Source organism: Neorhizobium sp. BT27B (assembly GCF_050455485.1).
Taxonomy (GTDB): Bacteria; Pseudomonadota; Alphaproteobacteria; order Rhizobiales; family Rhizobiaceae; genus Neorhizobium.
This window is the reverse complement of the sequence record NZ_JBCIYT010000001.1, coordinates 987,889-1,006,355: the sequence shown is the minus strand read 5'-3', so window position 1 is coordinate 1,006,355 and position 18,467 is coordinate 987,889. Positions and strand designations below refer to the sequence as shown.

The window sequence follows — 18,467 nt, the reverse complement described above, 5'->3', positions numbered from 1 at the left end:
TGCTGACGTGCCGCTCTTACGACGCACCGATCAAGCGCGCTTGCAGCAGATCGAGCTTTGCTCTTCCGTACATCTGGCGTTTAATGAGCTTCAAGCGTGTGATCTGTCCTTCCGTTTGTCCATTCGACCACGGTGAAATGATCGCGTTTCTCACAGCGTCGAGGTCCTTTTCGACACCGCCGACGAACGATCCGACAAGACTGTTTCTGGCCGCTTCCAGCCACTCATGAAGCTTTCGGGCAGTCTTTGAGCGGATCATGGACTGGAAGTCACCGATGGCCGTACAGGCAATCACAAGGTCCGGGACGTTTACTTCGATCGCCGCCACGAGGATCGCTTCGGACTTGGCAAGGTCATCGCGCGCGGTGGTCATGAGCCGAGCGATGACACGTGCCGATGGTGTCCTAGCGAGCCCACTCTGATTGGCCTTTTCCGCAAGGCGTCGGCGTTGAGCCCATTGCGATACGACGCCACTTTGTCCCGCAAAGCCCTTCGTCTTCATCTCACGCCAGAGTGCCGAAGCATTCCGTGCCCCTTCGTCCCAGCGGCTGTTGAGCCAAGGCAGCCAGCTATCCAGAGAGCTGGGCCGCGTTCGGAACACGTCGAGGCGCTGCCCCCTTAAAACGTCGCGAACGAGCTTCCGGCTATGGCCGGTTTGCCGCACAATCTGCCGAATTGATGTTCCCTTTTTCGACAGCTCCCGGACCGCCTCGTTCGTTTCCTGGCGGCGTAGATACCCCTCATACTGCAGCTTTTCAGCGTATGTCAGGAGCTTGGGATCAACGACATTGCTGCCGACCGCCTGTCTGATCTGTCGCATCGACTTGCCAACCGCATCGAGGAAGGCTCGACTGGAATTTTCCATTAGATGCCAGCGATCAGCTACCTGCTCAGCATTGGGCAGCGCCTTCGCCATGGCCTCACCATAGCCGCCGCCCCGATCACGAGCGACGGTGGAGATCGACTGATGCTCAGCAAGCCACGCTCGAGACGTGTCTAATGCTCGATCCGGTAGGAGGGTGACGGGCTTCCGCCGCTCCAGATCGCAGACGATCGTCCCATAGGTTTGGCCTCGCCGGAAAGCAAAATCATCAATGCCGATTACGGTGAGTTCATCGTCCTGATCGGCAATACGGCGGCGAACCACCCGCAGCAGTGTGTCATTGCTCACTGGTACCATCAGACGATTGGCAAAGGCCGCCGCCGGTCTGCCTCCAAGCGCTAAACCAAGATGGTGAACGATGGTCTCCAGCCGCTGGGTGCGCCGACCGTAACGTGCCAGCACGCCACTATCGAACTGTTCGCAGAAGATTCGCCGACCGCACAGAACGGCATCGCACCAAAACCGACGCGCCACGATCGCCAGCTCAACTCGCCGACCGCCAAAGGGCAGGTCAGCGGGCCGGCGTAGATATCGGCTTTGAACTCGCCGGCTTTGCCGACCACATGACGGGCAAGTTCCTGAGGCAGCGCGTGATCGCAACCGAACTTGAACGCACTCTGCGACAACCATTACTTCATCGACTGCAAAGCCGGACGGCGCGAGGCGCGCTTGTTGAAATCGTCGTTGCATATTTGATCCTCCGGTGAACCAGCGGAAGCATCATCTTCAACAGCAGCAAATGTGAGTCAGAGCCAATTCTCAATGGAAATATCGGGCTGCGCCGGGTCAGCTCTCAGTGGAAATCAACAGTCAGGTCTAAGTGCTTGATTTTGCCTATCTCGTTTGACGCCGAATTTGTCGTAACTCGTGACCTGGTTGCGATCCGACCGGGATTGAAAACCCGCCACCGGGGACGTTTCCCGCCCCAGTCTGGTCCTCATTATTCTCCCCACATGATTTGGCGTGTTTCCTTCCTTCAATCACCGCGTGTATTTACTGTCGCAAGCCCACCAATTCCTTGATGACAAAGGCTTTTCCGGCAACGAAAACGCAATGTTTTTGCCGCATTCTGGCTTTTGATAAGCGCCGATATGATATCGGTGTGTGGGGAATGTCGTTCATGCAGAACAAATTGCGCTCTTCTCGCGCCCAGCCGGTCACCGGGCCGGACCACCACGCGCATAAAATCCTTCCGGCCAGCGCCTCAAATTCTGTGCAGTTCGATCGCCTTCAGGCCTTGTTCGACAGGTCGTTCAAGGCGGCCCGTGTGGGTATCTGGGAATGCACTCTGCCGGATCAGTCGATCACCTGGACCGATACCGTCTATGACCTGTTCGAGCTCGAGCCCGGTTCACCGCTGCTACGGCAGGATACGGTGGATATGTATAAGCCCGAATCCCGCCGGAAGTTGACGGAGCTTCGCAGTGCGGCCCTCTGCGAGGGCGATGGTTTTACGCTCGACGCGCAGATCATCACCGCCAAGGGCAATCTTCGCTGGATCCGCATCACCGCGATCGTGGAGAGGGAGGGGGGCAAGCCTGTCCGCATTTTTGGCATGAAGCAGGATATCACCGCGGAGAAGAACACGTTCGAGCATATCCGCAAGCTGGCCGAAACAGATGCGGTGACCGGGCTTGCGTCACGCATGAAGTTCGAAGCTGTTCTTGATGACGCGGTGGCCGGGCAGATGTCGAAGCCACAGGCATTGCTGCTTGTCGATCTGGATGGCTTCAAGGCCATCAACGATACGCTGGGCCACCAGGCCGGCGATGAATGCCTGAAGGATGCCGGACGCCGGATTGTCGAGGCGGCGCCGGCCGCGACCCTGATTGCCCGCCTGGGAGGTGACGAGTTCGCGATCATCCTGGAATGCAATAGTCCAGCCGCGCTCGAAGTCATCGGCAGGCGTATTGTCACCAATCTGGAATGCTGGGTTGGTTCCTATCCCGCCAAACTCAAGATCAGCGGTTCTGTCGGTGCGGCGCTGATCGTGCCGGGCATGCCGGCCAAGGATATTTTTGCAAGCGCCGACCGGGCGCTTTACGCCGTCAAGGCCAAGGGCAAGAACGGGCTTGAACTGTCGCTGAGTTCCGATCCGATGGCGGACGTGGCCTGATTTCTGAGAGGCTGTGCCTCGCAACATAGCGGCGAAGGGCCGTCATATTTTCCTGCATGTCTTCAATGGAAAAGGCCGGTGCAGCTTCCCGCACCGGCCTTATTTGTTGTGTCTGAATTATCCGGTTCAGCTGGCCAGAGCGTAATCGCCATAACCTGACTGTTGCCCGCGCGCTTCGTTGCCGACCTTGAAGCGGCCAATCATATGGGCGAGCGCCTCGGTCTCGTGCGCCAGGCCCTGTGCGGCGGCCGTGGTTTCTTCCACCATGGCGGCGTTCTGCTGCGTCACCTTGTCCATCTGGTCTGCGGCGGATGAGACTTCGCGCAGGCTGATGGCCTGTTCCTGGGCGCTCGATGCGATCTGGCCGATCGTCTGGCTCATGCCGAGAACCTGCTCGACGATCTTGCCGAGCGACGTGCCGGTCTCCTGCACCAGATGCACACCGGCACCGACCTGCGTCGAGGACAGGGAGATCAGTGTCTTGATCTCCTTGGCGGCCTGAGCCGAGCGCTGGGCGAGTTCACGCACTTCCTGCGCGACGACGGCAAAGCCCTTGCCGGCTTCGCCTGCGCGGGCAGCTTCGACGCCGGCATTCAGCGCCAGAAGGTTGGTCTGGAAAGCGATCTCGTCGATAACGCTGATGATGTTGCCGATCTTTGCAGACGAATCCTGGATCTCGGTCATTGCCGCGATGGCGCGCGAAACCACTTCGCCGCCCTTTTCGGCATCGCCGCGGGCCACGTTCACCGTCTTCTGCGCGGAGTTGGCGCCATCCGCGGTGTCGTTGACACCACGCGTGACCTCACCCAGAGCGGCAACCGTTTCTTCCAGCGAGGCGGCCTGCTGCTCGGTGCGGCGGGCCAGATCGTTGGAGGCTGTGGAGATTTCGCCAAGACCGGAGCGGATGGCATAAACGGCCTGCACCACATTGCCGATCGTATCTTCGAGCGAGGCGACCGACGTATTGAAATTCTGGCGGATCGTTTCGAATTCCGGCGCCAGCCTGTCGTTCATGCGCACGGTAAGGTCGCCGGATGCGAGAATGTCGAAACGGCTCTGCACGACTTCCACGAAGCGGCGCAGGTCTTCCGCCTTGGCATTTTCCAGGCTGCTACGCGCCTTGCGGTCGGCTTCCACCTGTTCCTGCAGGGCTTCCTGCTCGGCCTTCAGGGCATCGCCGCGGGCCAGCTGATGACGGAACTTTTCAAGCGCGGAGGTCAGGCTTCCCAGTTCATCGCGGGCGCCGTTTTCCGCGATCGGATCATGATAATTGCCGTTCGACATTTTCTGCACGGCGGAAAGAACGCTGTTCAGCGGCTTGCCGATCAGAATGCGGCTGGCGATCAGGATGACACCGAGTGTGACGGCAAGGATCAGCAGGCCGCCTATCACGGTATTGTAGATCTGGTGCCAGACGGGGGCTGAAAACACCGCAGCCGGCACGTCGAGAACAGCCGCCCAGGTCGTGTTCATGCCCGGCGCCGTGAAGGGATAGACAAGCCGGACGGAACCGTCGGGCATGCCGGAAAGCACCTTGATCTTGCCGTCCGCCAGCGCCTGCTTCACCGTATCGGCGCCCTGATCGGCATAGGCGTTCATCAGCTTGGACTGGTCCGGGTGCGTCAGCCATTTGCCGTTATTGGCCAGCAGCATCACGCTGCCGCCCTCGAACGGTTTCATCTGGCTGACCGTTGCGGTCAGGTCATCGAGCTTGATGTCGACGCCGGCCATGCCGAACAACGTGCCGTTGACGGTGACAGGCACGGAGACCGAAGTCACCAGCTTCTTCATGTTGGTCAGGTAGGGCGCGGTGATGACAGCCTTCTGAGACTTCAGCACGAGGCTGTAATATTCGTCTTCCGGCTTGATGGTCCAGGTGGAAAACTCCATCTGGCCGTTGTCGCCCTTGGTCCAGTAGGGGGTAAATATGCCCTCATTGTTCAAGCCGTCGCTGCCGACGGTTTTGATCGGGCTCTTGGCATCGATAAGTTCGCACATCCACACGCCGAAAATGCTCGGATATTGCGGTCCCACGCTCTTGAGCATGGCGACGATATCTGCCCGGCTTTTCGAGCCGTCGGCGATGATGCCGGAAAGGCTGGCGGCGAGCGTGCTGCCTGCCGAGGTTGCCTGGGTAATGTCGGTCGCGACACGCTGGCTGACGAGAGCGGCCTTTTCCGTCGCAAGTGCCATGACCTCGCTTTCGGTCTTGGCCTTGATGCTGATGACGTTGAAGGCGGTGTAGGCGATGAGGATGCTGGCGATTGCCGTGCCTGTCGCAAGTATCAGCTTGCCGGACACGGTCCTGAGTATCGAAGTCATGATGAAGTCCCCCAGATTTTCAGGGGAGAATGAACAATATTTATGAAAACTTTCCCAATTCCATCGAGGCGTTGAAATGTCTTGCGATTTCGCACCGGATGGTCGCGGGAGGTGCCTTCAGGATATCGTCGTGGCGGATCAGGACCGACACGTTGTCGCAGCGAAGCTGCCACTCATATGAGCCGCTTGACATAAAGCCTTCTCGGCGCAAGGCTGTGTGAACCGCGGGCAAGGTGCCGGCTCATCCGTCATTTGTCTCGACCCGCGGACAGGGAGGAGAATGCGTATGACATGGCAGATCGTGCTGAAGGACGGTTCCCGTCACGAGGTTTCCGGCGAAATCCATTTCGATACCGTGCGAGGCACAAAGCGCATTTGCCCAAGCCCGATTGTCGGCAGTAACGACATCCTCGTCCGCGCCGTCGAACAGCACGATATCGTGCTCGAATCGCCGCATGGCCATCATTACAAGGCTGCCGTCGAAATGGTCGAGGGCAAGTGGCGGGTTGTCGGGGTCTGACGACCACGCACCGAGCGGATAAAGCCCCTTACTGCGCCAGCCAGGCCTGCATTCCAAGTGCTGCTGCCTGGCCGGTGGCAAAACATGCCGTCAGCAGATAACCGCCGGTCGGCGCTTCCCAGTCCAGCATCTCGCCGGCCACGAACAGGCCGGGGAGGCGGCGCAGCATGAAATTGTCATCGACGGCATCGTGACGAATGCCGCCGGCCGACGAGATCGCCTCGGCGATCGGGCGCGGCGCGACCAGCGGAATGGGCAGTGCCTTTATCCGGGCGGCCAGTTTCTGCGGGTCGTTCAGCACGTCCGGCGCCGACAGTTCGCGCAGCAAGGCCGTCTTGACGCCATCGATGCCGGCGCCCTTGCGCATCCGGTTGGAAAAGCTCGCCTTGCGGTCCTGACGGGACAGATCGTTTGTGAGCCGCTCAAGGCTGCGGCCGGGCATCAGATCGAGCAGCAGCGCCGCTTTGCGGGTTTCGCTGAGATGCTCGCGCAAAGTGCCGGCATGCGCGTAAACGAGGCTGCCTTCGATGCCGTGGCGCGAAATCACGAATTCGCCGGGCAGGGCATCGTTGCCGGTGACGGATGCCGTCACCGACTTGACGGGTGCGCCGGCATTGCGCTCGCGAAAATGCTCGCTCCATGCAACATCGAAGCCGCAATTCGCGGGTGCAAAATCGGCAATCTCGACACCGCGGTCTCGGAGCCATGGCAACCATGCGGCATCGGAGCCGAGCCGTGGCCAGCTGGCGCCACCGAGCGCCAACAGAACCGCATCGGCCTCAATGGTTTTTGTGCCGTCTGGCGTTTCGATCAGCAGCGCGTCGCCGTCAAAGCCCGTCCAGCGATGCCGGGTGAGGATCTCGACACCCTGTTCGCGCAGACGCGCCACCCAGGCCCGCAACAGCGGCGAGGCTTTCATCGTGGTCGGAAACACCCGGCCGGATGAGCCGACGAAGGTTTCGGTGCCAAGTCCCGTTGCCCATGCACGCACATCGTCGGGCGTAAAAGCATCGAGCGATGTGCGCAGCCAATCGTTTGCTGCGCCATAGCGGGTGGAGAACCGGGAAAAATCTTCCGAATGGGTGATGTTGAGGCCGGACTTGCCGGCCAGCAGGAATTTGCGGGCAACCGTCGGCATCGCTTCGTAAACGGTGACGGCATGGCCGTTACGGGAGAGAACCTCTGCCGCCATAAGTCCGGCCGGACCACCGCCGATAATGGGAATGCGCTTGCCGCCAGTGTTCTCCATGCTCATGCCGTTCAAGCGCCGTGATGACCGGCGGCGCCCAGCACCGACCGCCCGAGCCTGATGAGCTGCATGTCACTGCCGTAAGGGCCAAGCAAGGAGAGACCGAAGGGCGCGCCATCGACGCTGCCGAGCGGAAGCGTGATCTGCGGGAAACCGGAGAGGCCGGACCAGCAGAGCAGACGCAGCGCCTGCTCGCGGTATGTCTGCAACGCATCATGGGCGAGGGTTTTGAGCGGTGCTGCGCCCGGAACGGTCGGCAGGACCAGAAAACCGTCATCGCCCAGCAGATCGCTCAGATAGCTGCGGAAAATGGCGCGTTTGGCAATCTCGTCGTCATAGGTCGCGGTGTCGATCTCGGCACCATAGGCGAAACGTTCCTTGACGCCGGGGCCAAGGCCGCGGTCGCTCTGCGAAATCCATGCACCATGCGCGGCCCATGCCTCATAGGCCTGGATTTTCCGGAACATCGTATAGAGGCTGTCGATATCGAAGGGGGGAGCGCTCGTGGTCGGTTGCGGCGCGCCGATCACCGGATAGGCACCATCCAGCATCCGACCATATTCGGCAGCTTCCGCCGGGCCAAGCAGCAGAGCGTCGAGAAGCGGTGCGGAAATAGCGCGACCAAGGTGGCCTCCAAAACCGTCTTTGCCCAGCAGCACATCGCCGACGGCCTCATAGGTGGCGGCGTCGCGGGCAAACCAGCCGAAGGTGTCGAGGCTTGGAGCGAGCGGCATGGCGCGGTCAAGCGGAATGCGGCCATGGCTGGTGCGCAGCCCGATCAGCCCGCAGAAACTGGCAGGCGCGCGGATCGAGCCGCCGGTGTCGGAACCGCAGGCAATATCGGCAAGGCCGGCGGCAACCGATGCGGCGGAACCGGAGGAAGATCCACCGGTAACACGGTCGGGGGCTGCGGAATTGACGGGAAAGGGAAAGTGGGCGTTCTGGCCCATCAGCGAAAAGGCGAGTTCGTCCGTCTGGGTCTTGCCGGCAAAGCTGGCGCCCGCATCGAACATCGCCTGCACCGCCGGCATGGTTGCCGTGGCGGGTTGCGCATTGTCGTAGATCTGCGGATTGCCGTTGCCGGTGCGGTCGCCGGCAAGGTCGAAAATATCCTTGACCGCCAGGCTCAAGCCGGAGAGCGGGCCGGACGCGGCAAAAGCCACATCCGGTTTCGGGCGGTCGAGGAAGGCGTTCATGGTATCCAGTGTCTTGGTCATGGGCGCCTTCCTTGTCAGCGTTTTATCGGGTCAGGCCATCCATTGCTGGATATAGGGCCACATCTGTTCCCAGCCGTGATAAAGCATCATGCCGGCAACATAGACGATGACGGCCAGACCGACATAGGCGATCCAGCGGTGGCGATGCAACAGGCGGGCCACGAAGTTGGCGGCAAGACCCATCAGCGCGATCGAGATGATGAGGCCGATGATGAGAACCGTCGGGTGGTCCTGCGCGGCACCGGCAACAGCCAGAACGTTGTCGAGCGACATCGAAACGTCGGCAATGACGATCTGCATCGCGGCCTGCGCAAACGTCTTCTTGACGCGGGTTTCGCCCGCTTCTGCCTCGGTTGCCGCATGTTCGGCATTGTGATCGGCCGAGCGCAGTTCGGTCCACATCTTCCAGCAGACCCAGGCCAGCAGAAGACCGCCGATGAACTGCAGACCGACAATGCCGAGCAGTTGGGCGGTGATGGCTGCAAAGCCTATACGCAGAACGGTTGCGGCAATGATACCGACCAGAATGGCCTTCTTGCGCTGTTCGGCCGGCAGGCCGGCGGCAGCAAGACCGATGACGATGGCGTTATCGCCTGCCAGAACCAGGTCGATGGCGATAACCTGCAAGAGAGCTGCAAATCCCGCAGCCGTAAAGATTTCCATTGTGTCTCGTACCCTCTCCTCTGGGAGGCCCGCGCGGGCCGCAAGCAGTCAAGATCGATTTGGCGCAGGCCCTAAAGCCGCACCTCGATCCATGCGTTTTTAAGTCAATGTGAGCTGTGAAACGCTACGATCACCGCTACATGACATTTCCGTGAGGATGGCAAGCGAAAACTTGCCGCAGAATGCGGCTTATCAAGGCTTCTGCGGCAGACGTGACTTCAATGCGGCAACGATGTGGTCGGCAAGGCCCTTGTAGTCCTCGTCGAAATGGTGGCCGCCTTCGATGGCAACCGTCGCAACGCCGGAAGCGGCAAGCGTCGGGCAGGGGTCCTCGTCATCATCGGTGCCATAGATGCATTGCACGATTTTCGGACTGATCTTTTTCAGATCCTCGACGCTGTCGCCGCCCTTGCCGTCACCGGCAACGCCCAGCCAGCCGGTCACCGAAATCTCGTAGTCGACTTCACGCGCCAGAGCGAGCAGCGACATCTGCACAACATGCGACTTCTGCTCCGGCTCCAGCAGATTGTAGGTGGCAGGCAGAACGGAGGCGCCGAAGGAATAGCCGATCAGGAGAACGTTCTTTACCTTCCATTCGCGCCGGTAGTTCTTGATGATGCGGTCGAGATCGTCGGCCACCTGCTGCGGCTTCAGCTCGGTCCAGAAGTAGCGCAGTGCATCCATGCCGACGACGGGAATACCCTCCGCCTGCAAAGCCGCCCCCACTTCGCTGTCGATGTCGCGCCAGCCGCCATCACCTGAATAGATGATCGCCATCGTGTCCAGTTTCGGTTCGGCATCGAGAATGGTCAGCGGCAGGCCAAGCGGCTGGCTGGTGTTGGCGGCCGCGTCTATGTGGTCGGAGAGCGTCGCTGACAGCGCCTCGTCGGCGGTCTTGTCGGTGTCGTTGAGGTCGATGTCGTTCCAGGCCTTTTCCAGTTCCTGCACATGCGCCTTTCCGGCGGCATCGGCCTGAGGTGTCGTCAGAACGGTGACCGGAGCCGGCAGCGGACCTTCGGTCAGCGCATAAACGATGCCGCCTTCGACCGGCGTCTTCACGGCCGGTGTGCAAAGCTGCCGCGTCAGCGGAACGCTCGCCACCGGATCGACGGCAATCGCCTCGTCGATGGTGGCGGGCGGGCTCTGCGCGATCATGGCAAGCACCAGACCGCCACCGGCACCGATGCCGGCCAGTATTGGACGGTGATAACTGCTGTTGCCGAGCGAGCGCTGCACCTGCTGGGCAAGCGACTCGATGTCGGAGATCATGTAGATGCAGTCCTGGGGATCTTTCGCAAGCGATGTCATGTAGCTCGGGAAATCGATGCCGACGACGACCGCGCCCTTTTCCGTCAGCGCCTGCGCCTGTTTTTCTTCCCGTTCGCCCCATCCCTTGGCGTCCGAAACGAGGAAAACGCTGGCGGTGACCGCACCGCTCGGCTTGAAGATATGCGGCGAGGGGATCAGGCCGCTATCGAGACTTGCTGGCGGCTGCTGTGCCGAGGCGGGCAGTGAAATACCGACGGCCAGAGCGGCAGAGACGATGCAGGTAACAAAACGGTTCATTTGCCGACCACTCCTCGAACGCCTCCACTGATGAGGAGGGTAACATCCATCAGCGCCAGCACGGCGCCGGTTCCACCTGAAACCGCCAGATAACGCGGCTGCCACAGCGGGTGGAATTTCGATTTGAACGCGCGAAGGCCCTTGAAGTTATAGAACCTTTCGCCGTGTTCGAACATCGTGCCGCCGATCCGGTCCCAGACCGGGGCGATCTCGCGCTTCGACATGCCCGAAAGCGGCGCCATGCCGAGATTGAAAACCTGGTATCCTTCGCCTTTCAGATATTCCAGCAGGCTGACGAACAGGAAATCCATCGACCCGCGCGGCGCATCCGGTGCAAAACGCATGATGTCGACTGTGCCTTCATGTTTGGTTTCGGTCACGAAGATCGTCGCAAAGGCGACGACACGACCTTCCTTGCGCAGCAGCGCAACCGGTTGTGCGGTGACATAATCATCATCGAAAGCGCCGAGCGAAAAGGTCTTTTCCCGCGTGTTGTGTTCCGACAGCCAGGCGTCGGAGACGGCGCGCAACTCGCCGAGAATGTTGACGACATCGGGCGGTGCGACGATCGAGAATTCCAGCCCCTCGCGTGCGCCCTTGCTGAGCGCCTGCCGCAGACCGGCAAGCTTGCCGCCCTTGAGCTCGAATGTCGGTAGCGTTACCGAGGCCATTTCGCCGAGCTTGAAGGCGCGCAGGCCCGCATCGGCGCAATAGGAAAGCAGGGCAGGGGAGACCTGATAGAGAACAGCACGGCCGCCGGCCGCACGGGCCGTCTCGACAAAACGCCAGATCAGTTCGGCCGTATCTTCATCCGCCCCGATCGGGTCACCCAGCGCGATCCATGAACGGCCCTGAATGCCGTACATGATGAAGGCCTTACCGCTGTCGGAAAACATCACGCGCTTGTCGCCCATGCGCACCAGATTGGCATCGGCGACATTCTGGGTGCCGGCAATCGCCACGGCACGCTCCAGATCTTCCGGCAGCACTTTTTCCGGCCGGCTGAAGGCGGGCCGCAGCAGGCTGAAGAAGGCAATGGCCGAGGCGGCAATCGTCAGCGCCAGCAGCGCGCGCAGGCTGCGCGGCGCTTCCTCGTTGAACTCGAACTGCCACCAGAGTTCCCGGCTGTAATCGACATCGCGATAGACGAAGAACAGGATGGTGATGGCGCTGGCGATGATGACGAGAAGGGCTGCGAGCCATGCCGGGCTGAGCGCCTGGCCGAACAGCGACGCCGGCCGGTTGAAGCGCTTGACGTTGAGGATCATCGCGAAAATGAAGATGGCCAGAACCGTTGCTTCCACCACGGCAATGCCCTTGAGGAAGGCAAGGACAAAGGCGGCGCTGGCCGAAATCAGGGCAACCCACCAGGCGCCGTCCAGTCGCTGGCCAAGACCACGCGAAGCAATGGCAAGGATCAGGCCGAGCAGGCTGGAAAACAGATGCGCGCCTTCGATGACCGGCAGAGGCAGGAAGCCGGACAGGAAATCGAGATTGGTGTCCGGCGTCGGTGTCACGCTCGAAAAGATCAGCATGGCGCCGAGGATGAGGCCATAGGCGGAGAGCAGATGCGGCGCCAGCCGCACGGCGAGATTGCCGATATCGTTGGCGACCGGATGCTGCATCGCCTCGCGCAATTCTGCACCGACGACCAGAAGCACGGCGATCACCAGCGGCAGAACATGATAGATCATGCGATAGAGAACGAGGCTGCCGAGCAGGACATCGATGCTGATCGCATTGCCGAGCGCACCGAGCATGACGGTTTCGAACACGCCGAGGCCGGCCGGCACGTGGCTCAGCACGCCAAGGCCGACGGCGGTGGCATAGATCGCGAAGAAGGTCGGCCAACCGACATTGGTCTCCGGCAGCAGCACGTAGAGAACCGAAGCCGACGCGGCGATGTCGAGCGCGGTGATCAGAAACTGGCGCGACGAGGTCAGGGTGTCGGGCAGACGCAGTTTCAGCTTGCCAATGGCAATCACGCGGCCGTTGCGGCCAAGGATCAGCACGCCGACCAGAACTGCGATGACCGCCAGCGCAATCAGCCGCAGGATGTCGGCATCCATGCCGGCGACACTTGCCAGCCGCGGCGCGGTGACAAGGGCCGAAAGCGCGCTGACCGCCAGAAGCCCGATGCCGAATGCCAACGTGACGAATGCGATGACACGGGCGATTTCTTCCGGTGTCAGGCCAAGCCGCGAATAGGTGCGGAAACGGATGGCGCCGCCGCTCAATGCACCGAAGCCTGCCGTGTTGCCGATTGCATAGGCGCTGAACGCCGTCATGGCGACGGGCGCCGTCGGCAGCTTTCGGCCGATAAAATCCAGTGCGTTGAGATCGTAGCAGATCAGCGCGGCAAAACTGATGCCGGTAAACAGCACCGCCAGCGCAACGGAGGTCCACGTCGTCTGCGACAGTGCCTCGAGCACTTCGTCGTAACGAACCTCGTGGGTGAGGTTATAGGCTGCAAACGTCATCAGGCCGAACACGGCGATCATGGCGATGGATGCAAGATAGACCTTGAACCGAAGCAGCGCCGCCAACAGCGGGTGACGTTCGGTTTCGTCGGTGACGGGTATATCTGAAGGTATCACATGAGCACCTGGGTGGAAGGCCGCGCTACTTACCGTCGTTATCCGATCGGAAATAGAGCGCAAGCCATCCGCGTCCAATCAGGCGGAATTTCGACCGTTGAACTCGACAAATCGGCCGCACGGATGATGATTCATCTGCAGAGCGATGCCGCAATATGCCTGATGACGGTTTTGCTCAGAGAATTTTACGTGGCACGAGGGCACGTTTCTGATCCATCCTGAGAATTTGCAGCATTGCAACCAGGATTGTGATAGAAATAAACATTGCGCATGCTTGAAGAACAATCATTGCTCTCTCTCCGAAGGCGGTCATGGCCGTGGCATGCTGTAGTATTGCACGCCAAGCTTGCTCGAAGCTGACGTATTTACACTTGGGAATTTTATCCGAGCATCTGTCGGTCCAAGTTTACGTATAAAACACCCCGCCGTTCCACGGTTTATTAACCTTCGGGCAAGGAATTAACCATACATATGAAAGCACACGGCGAAATGGCCGGACGTGCGTCCGACCGTCAGGCATGAAGCCGCCGACGTTGTACCGGTTTCGATCCGGTATCCATCATGACATTGCGAAAAGCTGGAAGGCTGGAACGTGAGGCCGCTGCGGAGTTCAACCGTGCGCCGGGTTTCAGCGGGTTCATCTTTTGTAAGGCTGGCTCGAAGCAGGGGGCTCGGGCAGGCCGGCAATGACGAAACAGAGGTTTTTTCATTCAATTCCGGCCATGCCGGAACATTATCGGGGACTGAATTTTGGGGCACGATACGCCAACGGATCAGGCGAAAAGCGCACAGGCGGGCAGCCTGCGTGATCGCCTTGCCTTTGCCGGCCTCGATGCCCAGCAATGCGATCTGCTGCGCCGTTTTCGTCCTCAACTCGAGGAGCAGCTGAAAACCGGCCTGCGCGATCTCTTCCATCGTTTCCAGTCTTTCCCCGATTCCGCCCGCAATTTCGAGAACGAACGCCAGCTCGATCGTCTGCACGACCTGCAGGCCTCGCACTGGAGTGTTTTGACCGATGCCCGCTTCGATGCGCTTTACGCCGAGCGGGTAAAAGTTCTGTCCGACGCCGAAAGCCGCATGGGGCTCGATCCCCGCTGGCACGTTGCCGGCCATGCGGTCATGCTTGAACATCTGGTCGCAGCACTCGTCGAGCAGATCGGCGCAAAGTCGCTGCTGCCGGGTGCACGTCGCCGCGATCAGGAAATTTCTGAAGCCATCACCGCCGTCATCCGTCTCGTAATGGTCGATGTCGAGATCGCGGTTTCGCTGCGCTTCAACGAATTGCGCCAGCGCCACCAGCGCACGGCACTGGAACAGCGCAAGGCCGATCAGGCCCAGGCTATCGATACCTTTTTCGATTTTGCCTCCGCCCTCTCCGTGAACGACCTGACCACCCGTATCGAAGGCGAAGTGCCGGACGTCTATTCGGAACTGGCCGGCATTCTCAATCAGGCCGCCGAGGCGATGCGCACCGCCATTGAGACCGTCGGCGACAAGATGAAGCGTATCGATGCGCTGTCGTCCGGCCTCATCGCCAATGCCCGCACCGTTGCCGGCGAAACGGCAGAACATGCCCGCAATCTCGCCGATACGTCCGGCCAGCTGCAGGAACTGACGATCCGTTTCCGCGATACCGCCACCCGCACGGTCGCTGCCGAAAAGGCCGCAACCGAAACCCGCAAGTCGGTCGAGCAGAGCGGCGAGATCGTCGGTCGCGCCATCAACGCCATGACCGATATCGAAAACTCGGCGGAAAAGATCGGCGAGATCATCGGCGTCATCGACGAGATCGCCTTCCAGACCAATCTTCTGGCGCTTAATGCCGGCATCGAGGCGGCGCGTGCCGGTGATAGCGGCCGCGGTTTTGCGGTCGTCGCCCAGGAAGTCCGCGCCCTTGCCCAGCGTTCCGCCGATGCTGCGCGCGAAATCAAGACGCTGGTCACCGGCACCAAGGCTCAGGTCGGCGCCGGCGTCGACATGGTCCACCGCACGCAGGATGCCATTGCCGGCATCGTCCGTCAGGTTTCCGACATCAACGGCAGCATTGCCGGCATTGCGGAAGACAGCGGCGAGCAGGTCCAGTGTCTCGCCCGTGTTTCCGGCGAGGTCGGCGAGATCGGCAACCGTGTTTCAGCAACCGCCGACATTGCCCATCGTTCCGGTGAAAACGCCGACGAACTGCATACCGTCATTCTCGAACTCGGCCAGACGATCCGCGAATTCCGCATCGCCCGTCAGGCTCACGAGACGGCTCACCGCCAGTCGCCGCGCATCCAGGTGCAGCAGGGCGCAGGCGAGGCCGACGAGCAAGAATACCATAACCCGGTGCATCAACTGTTTTCGGCGCAGCTCGCCGGATTCAGGGCCTGATGTGCTGAAAATCGATTTTCTTTTTATGCCAACGACAAGGATCGGCTGATGGCGAGCAAGAAAGCAGACAAGGGGAGCCTCAAGCTGGTTCCCATACTCGACCTCAACGAGGCGTCGGTCCTGCATGGCCAGTTGACCAACATGCGCGGCAACGACGTCAAGATCGACGCATCCGAAGTCGAGCGCGTCGGCGTTCAGTGCGTTCAGGTTCTTCTGGCTGCGGCCAAGACCTGGGAAGCCGACAGCAAGAATTTCGTCTTCGAAAAGGTTTCGGAGGCATTTGAAAAGACGATGCAGCTTATCGGCATCAACATTGACCATCTACTCGCCAAGGAGATCCGGCAGTGAAGAAAAAAGTCCTGACAGTGGATGATTCCAGAACGATCCGGAACATGCTTCTGGTCACCCTCAACAATGCCGGTTTCGAAACCATCCAGGCTGAAGACGGCGTCGAAGGCCTCGAAGTCCTCGAAGGCTGCAACCCGGATGTCATCGTCACCGACATCAACATGCCCCGTCTCGACGGTTTTGGCTTCATCGAAGGCGTTCGCCGCAACGAGAAGTACCGCGCCATTCCGATCCTGGTCCTGACCACGGAAAGCGATGCGGAAAAGAAGAACCGCGCCCGCCAGGCCGGTGCGACAGGCTGGATCGTCAAGCCTTTCGACCCTGCCAAACTGATCGATGCCATTGAGCGTGTAACCGCCTGATACGGGAATTCCTGAAATGGATATGAACGAAATCAAAGAGATCTTCTTCCAGGAGTGCGAAGAGCAGCTCGCTGAACTGGAATCCGGTCTTCTCAAGCTGAATGACGGCGACCGCGACCCGGAAACGGTCAACGCAGTGTTCCGTGCCGTCCACTCGATCAAGGGCGGCGCCGGCGCGTTCGGCCTCGACGACCTGGTTTCGTTCGCACACGTTTTCGAGACCACTCTCGACTGCGTGCGCTCCAACAAGCTGGAGCCCAATCAGGACGTTCTGAAAGTCATGCTCAAGTCGGCCGACGTGCTCGCCGACCTGGTCACCTGCTCGCGTGATGGCGGCAGCGTCGAGGACAGCCGTACCCGTGGTCTGGTCAAGGAACTGGAAGCGCTGGCCAAGGGTGAAATGCCCAGCGGCGGTGCTGCCGAAGCGCCGAAGCCGGCTGCAGCAGCTCCTGCCGCGGTCGCTCCGACCGACGACAGCGGCTTCCAGCCGATCCCCTTCTCCTTCGACGACGATTTCGGCGGCGATGATGACGGCAAGTCGGTCTTCGAAGTCACCTTCAAGCCGCGTCGCGACCTGTTCTCCAAGGGCAATGAAGCCGCTCTCTTGCTGCGCGACCTATCGCGCCTCGGCGACATGGCCATCAACTGCGACACCGACGCACTGCCCGCACTTGAAGCGATGGACCCGGAGGAAACCTATTTCTCCTGGACGATTTCGCTCACCACCGACAAGACCGAGCAGGACATCCGTGCCGTTTTCGAATTTGCCGAATGGGATTGCGATCTCGAGGTGAACGAAGTCGCAGCGCAGGCCGCTGAAGAACTGCCGATGGTTCCGGTACCGTTCGATCTCTCGGCTCTCGATGACGAGCCGGCTGTAGCCCCGGCCGCCGCCGCAGAAGCGCCGGCAGATGCCAAGCTTGCTGCCGCTGCTGCCCGCGTCGAAAAGAAGGAAGCCGCAGCCGCTCCGGCTGCCGCTGCCAACAACGCTGCCGCTGCCGCCAATGCTGCAGGCCAGACGATCCGCGTCGATCTCGATCGCGTTGACCGCCTGATCAACCTCGTCGGCGAGCTGGTCATCAACCAGGCCATGCTGTCGCAGAGCGTTGTCGAAAACGATGCGAGCGGCACATCCGCCGTCAACATGGGTCTCGAAGAGCTGCAGCAGCTCACCCGCGAGATCCAGGACTCGGTCATGGCCATCCGCGCACAGCCGGTAAAGCCGGTCTTCCAGCGCATGTCGCGTATCGTTCGCGAAGTCGCCGACATGGTCGGCAAGTCGATCCGCCTCGTCACCGAAGGTGAAAACACCGAAGTCGACAAGACGGTCATCGACAAGATCGCCGAGCCTCTGACCCACATGATCCGTAATGCCGTCGACCACGGCATCGAAAGCCCGGAAAAGCGCGAGGCTGCCGGCAAGGATCCGGAAGGCACGATCAAGCTGTCCGCAAAACATCGTTCGGGCCGCATCCTGATCGAACTGATCGACGATGGCGGCGGTATCAACCGCGAGCGCGTCCGTCAGAAGGCCATCGACAACGACCTGATCTCGCCGGACGCCAACCTGTCCGACGAGGAAATCGACAACCTTATCTTCGCACCGGGCTTCTCGACCGCCGACAAGATTTCGGACATTTCCGGCCGTGGCGTCGGCATGGACGTGGTCAAGCGTTCGATCCAGGCACTCGGCGGCCGTATCTCGATCTCGTCGCGTCCGGGCCTCGGCTCGACCTTCACCATGAGCCTGCCGCTGACGCTCGCCGTCCTCGACGGCATGGTCGTCACCGTTGCCGGCCAGACGCTGGTCGTGCCGTTGACGGCAATCGTCGAAACGCTGCAGCCGGAAGCATCCGCGATCCATTCGTTCGGTGCCAACCAGCGCCTGATCTCGATCCGCAACTCCTTCTGCCCGCTGGTCGATGTCGGTCGCATCCTCAACTTCCGCTCCACCCAGGCAAACCCCGTCGAAGGCGTGGCGCTGCTGGTGGAATCGGAAGGCGGCGGTCAGCGCGCCCTCATGGTCGATGCCATCCAGGGTCAGCGTCAGGTCGTCATCAAGTCGCTCGAAGCCAACTACACCCACGTTCCGGGCATCGCTGCCGCAACCATCCTGGGTGATGGTCGCGTCGCGCTCATCCTTGACGTCGATGCCGTTGTTGGCGCTTCGCGCGGTCAGTCGATGAAACAGGACGGTGGTGCCCTCAAGGCCGACGTGTCGCTGGCAGCGGCAGGTTGATAGAAAAGCCTCAAG

The 18,467-nt window shown here is 60.7% G+C and carries 14 protein-coding genes; 7 read left to right on the top strand and 7 right to left on the bottom strand.

From position 1 onward, the window contains the following. Window positions 1-16: 16 nt before the first annotated feature. Entirely contained in the window at window positions 17-1,573 is a 1,557-nt protein-coding gene (locus AAIH70_RS05220) for an ISL3 family transposase (protein ID WP_132272620.1), read from the bottom strand. A gap of 430 nt (window positions 1,574-2,003) precedes the next feature. On the opposite strand from AAIH70_RS05220, the gene AAIH70_RS05215 reads away from it, so the two are divergent. Further along, window positions 2,004-2,999 (top strand): sensor domain-containing diguanylate cyclase, encoded by a 996-nt coding sequence (locus tag AAIH70_RS05215; protein WP_132272621.1) that lies wholly within the window; start codon window positions 2,004-2,006, stop codon window positions 2,997-2,999. Between the two features lie 126 nt (window positions 3,000-3,125). On the opposite strand, the gene AAIH70_RS05210 is transcribed toward AAIH70_RS05215, so the two are convergent. Continuing rightward, complete coding sequence (locus tag AAIH70_RS05210) at window positions 3,126-5,312, bottom strand: methyl-accepting chemotaxis protein (protein WP_132273661.1); 2,187 nt, start codon at window positions 5,310-5,312, stop codon at window positions 3,126-3,128. Between the two features lie 295 nt (window positions 5,313-5,607). On the opposite strand from AAIH70_RS05210, the gene AAIH70_RS05205 reads away from it, so the two are divergent. Then, a complete protein-coding gene (locus AAIH70_RS05205; protein WP_132272622.1) occupies window positions 5,608-5,841 on the top strand; it encodes a hypothetical protein in 234 nt (77 codons plus the stop codon). A gap of 28 nt (window positions 5,842-5,869) precedes the next feature. Here the strand turns inward: AAIH70_RS05205 and AAIH70_RS05200 are convergent, their stop codons facing one another. The 5 genes from AAIH70_RS05200 to mprF form a co-directional block, all read right to left on the bottom strand. Further along, window positions 5,870-7,090 (bottom strand): TIGR03862 family flavoprotein, encoded by a 1,221-nt coding sequence (locus AAIH70_RS05200; protein ID WP_132273662.1) that lies wholly within the window; start codon window positions 7,088-7,090, stop codon window positions 5,870-5,872. Between the two features lie 11 nt (window positions 7,091-7,101). Further along, complete coding sequence (locus AAIH70_RS05195; RefSeq protein ID WP_132272623.1) at window positions 7,102-8,307, bottom strand: amidase; 1,206 nt, start codon at window positions 8,305-8,307, stop codon at window positions 7,102-7,104. A gap of 30 nt (window positions 8,308-8,337) precedes the next feature. Next, the gene (locus tag AAIH70_RS05190) at window positions 8,338-8,970 is read right to left on the bottom strand and encodes a TerC family protein (RefSeq protein ID WP_132272624.1); all 633 of its coding nucleotides are present in this window, start codon (window positions 8,968-8,970) and stop codon (window positions 8,338-8,340) included. Window positions 8,971-9,162: 192 nt separating this feature from the next. Then, complete coding sequence (locus AAIH70_RS05185) at window positions 9,163-10,536, bottom strand: virulence factor (RefSeq protein WP_132272625.1); 1,374 nt, start codon at window positions 10,534-10,536, stop codon at window positions 9,163-9,165. Continuing rightward, the gene (gene mprF / locus AAIH70_RS05180; protein WP_430033547.1) at window positions 10,533-13,118 is read right to left on the bottom strand and encodes a bifunctional lysylphosphatidylglycerol flippase/synthetase MprF; all 2,586 of its coding nucleotides are present in this window, start codon (window positions 13,116-13,118) and stop codon (window positions 10,533-10,535) included. Before mprF ends, AAIH70_RS05185 begins: the two co-directional genes overlap by 4 nt. Window positions 13,119-13,133: 15 nt before the next feature. On the opposite strand from mprF, the gene AAIH70_RS05175 reads away from it, so the two are divergent. From AAIH70_RS05175 to AAIH70_RS05155, 5 genes are all read left to right on the top strand, one after another. Then, window positions 13,134-13,355 (top strand): hypothetical protein, encoded by a 222-nt coding sequence (locus AAIH70_RS05175; protein WP_132272626.1) that lies wholly within the window; start codon window positions 13,134-13,136, stop codon window positions 13,353-13,355. Between the two features lie 528 nt (window positions 13,356-13,883). Next, entirely contained in the window at window positions 13,884-15,503 is a 1,620-nt protein-coding gene (locus tag AAIH70_RS05170; protein ID WP_132272627.1) for a globin-coupled sensor protein, read from the top strand. A gap of 48 nt (window positions 15,504-15,551) precedes the next feature. Continuing rightward, the gene (locus AAIH70_RS05165; RefSeq protein WP_132272628.1) at window positions 15,552-15,851 is read left to right on the top strand and encodes an STAS domain-containing protein; all 300 of its coding nucleotides are present in this window, start codon (window positions 15,552-15,554) and stop codon (window positions 15,849-15,851) included. Further along, window positions 15,848-16,213, top strand: coding sequence for a chemotaxis response regulator CheY1 (gene cheY1, locus AAIH70_RS05160; RefSeq protein ID WP_112727556.1), 366 nt, complete (start codon window positions 15,848-15,850; stop codon window positions 16,211-16,213). The genes AAIH70_RS05165 and cheY1 overlap by 4 nt, the downstream gene beginning before the upstream one ends. Window positions 16,214-16,229: 16 nt before the next feature. Then, window positions 16,230-18,452: a chemotaxis protein CheA gene (locus tag AAIH70_RS05155; RefSeq protein WP_132272629.1), complete on the top strand. Its 2,223-nt coding sequence runs from the start codon at window positions 16,230-16,232 to the stop codon at window positions 18,450-18,452. Window positions 18,453-18,467: the final 15 nt, after the last annotated feature.

Coding starts and splice junctions, on each gene's coding strand:
- AAIH70_RS05165 (WP_132272628.1), top strand. CDS start 15,552: ATGGCGAGCAAGAAAGCAGACAAGGGGAGCCTCAAGCTGGTTCCCATA.
- AAIH70_RS05215 (WP_132272621.1), top strand. CDS start 2,004: ATGCAGAACAAATTGCGCTCTTCTCGCGCCCAGCCGGTCACCGGGCCG.
- AAIH70_RS05195 (WP_132272623.1), bottom strand. CDS start 8,307: ATGACCAAGACACTGGATACCATGAACGCCTTCCTCGACCGCCCGAAA.
- AAIH70_RS05220 (WP_132272620.1), bottom strand. CDS start 1,573: ATGCAACGACGATTTCAACAAGCGCGCCTCGCGCCGTCCGGCTTTGCA.
- AAIH70_RS05200 (WP_132273662.1), bottom strand. CDS start 7,090: ATGGAGAACACTGGCGGCAAGCGCATTCCCATTATCGGCGGTGGTCCG.
- AAIH70_RS05155 (WP_132272629.1), top strand. CDS start 16,230: ATGGATATGAACGAAATCAAAGAGATCTTCTTCCAGGAGTGCGAAGAG.
- AAIH70_RS05205 (WP_132272622.1), top strand. CDS start 5,608: ATGACATGGCAGATCGTGCTGAAGGACGGTTCCCGTCACGAGGTTTCC.
- AAIH70_RS05190 (WP_132272624.1), bottom strand. CDS start 8,970: ATGGAAATCTTTACGGCTGCGGGATTTGCAGCTCTCTTGCAGGTTATC.
- AAIH70_RS05175 (WP_132272626.1), top strand. CDS start 13,134: ATGAGCACCTGGGTGGAAGGCCGCGCTACTTACCGTCGTTATCCGATC.
- AAIH70_RS05185 (WP_132272625.1), bottom strand. CDS start 10,536: ATGAACCGTTTTGTTACCTGCATCGTCTCTGCCGCTCTGGCCGTCGGT.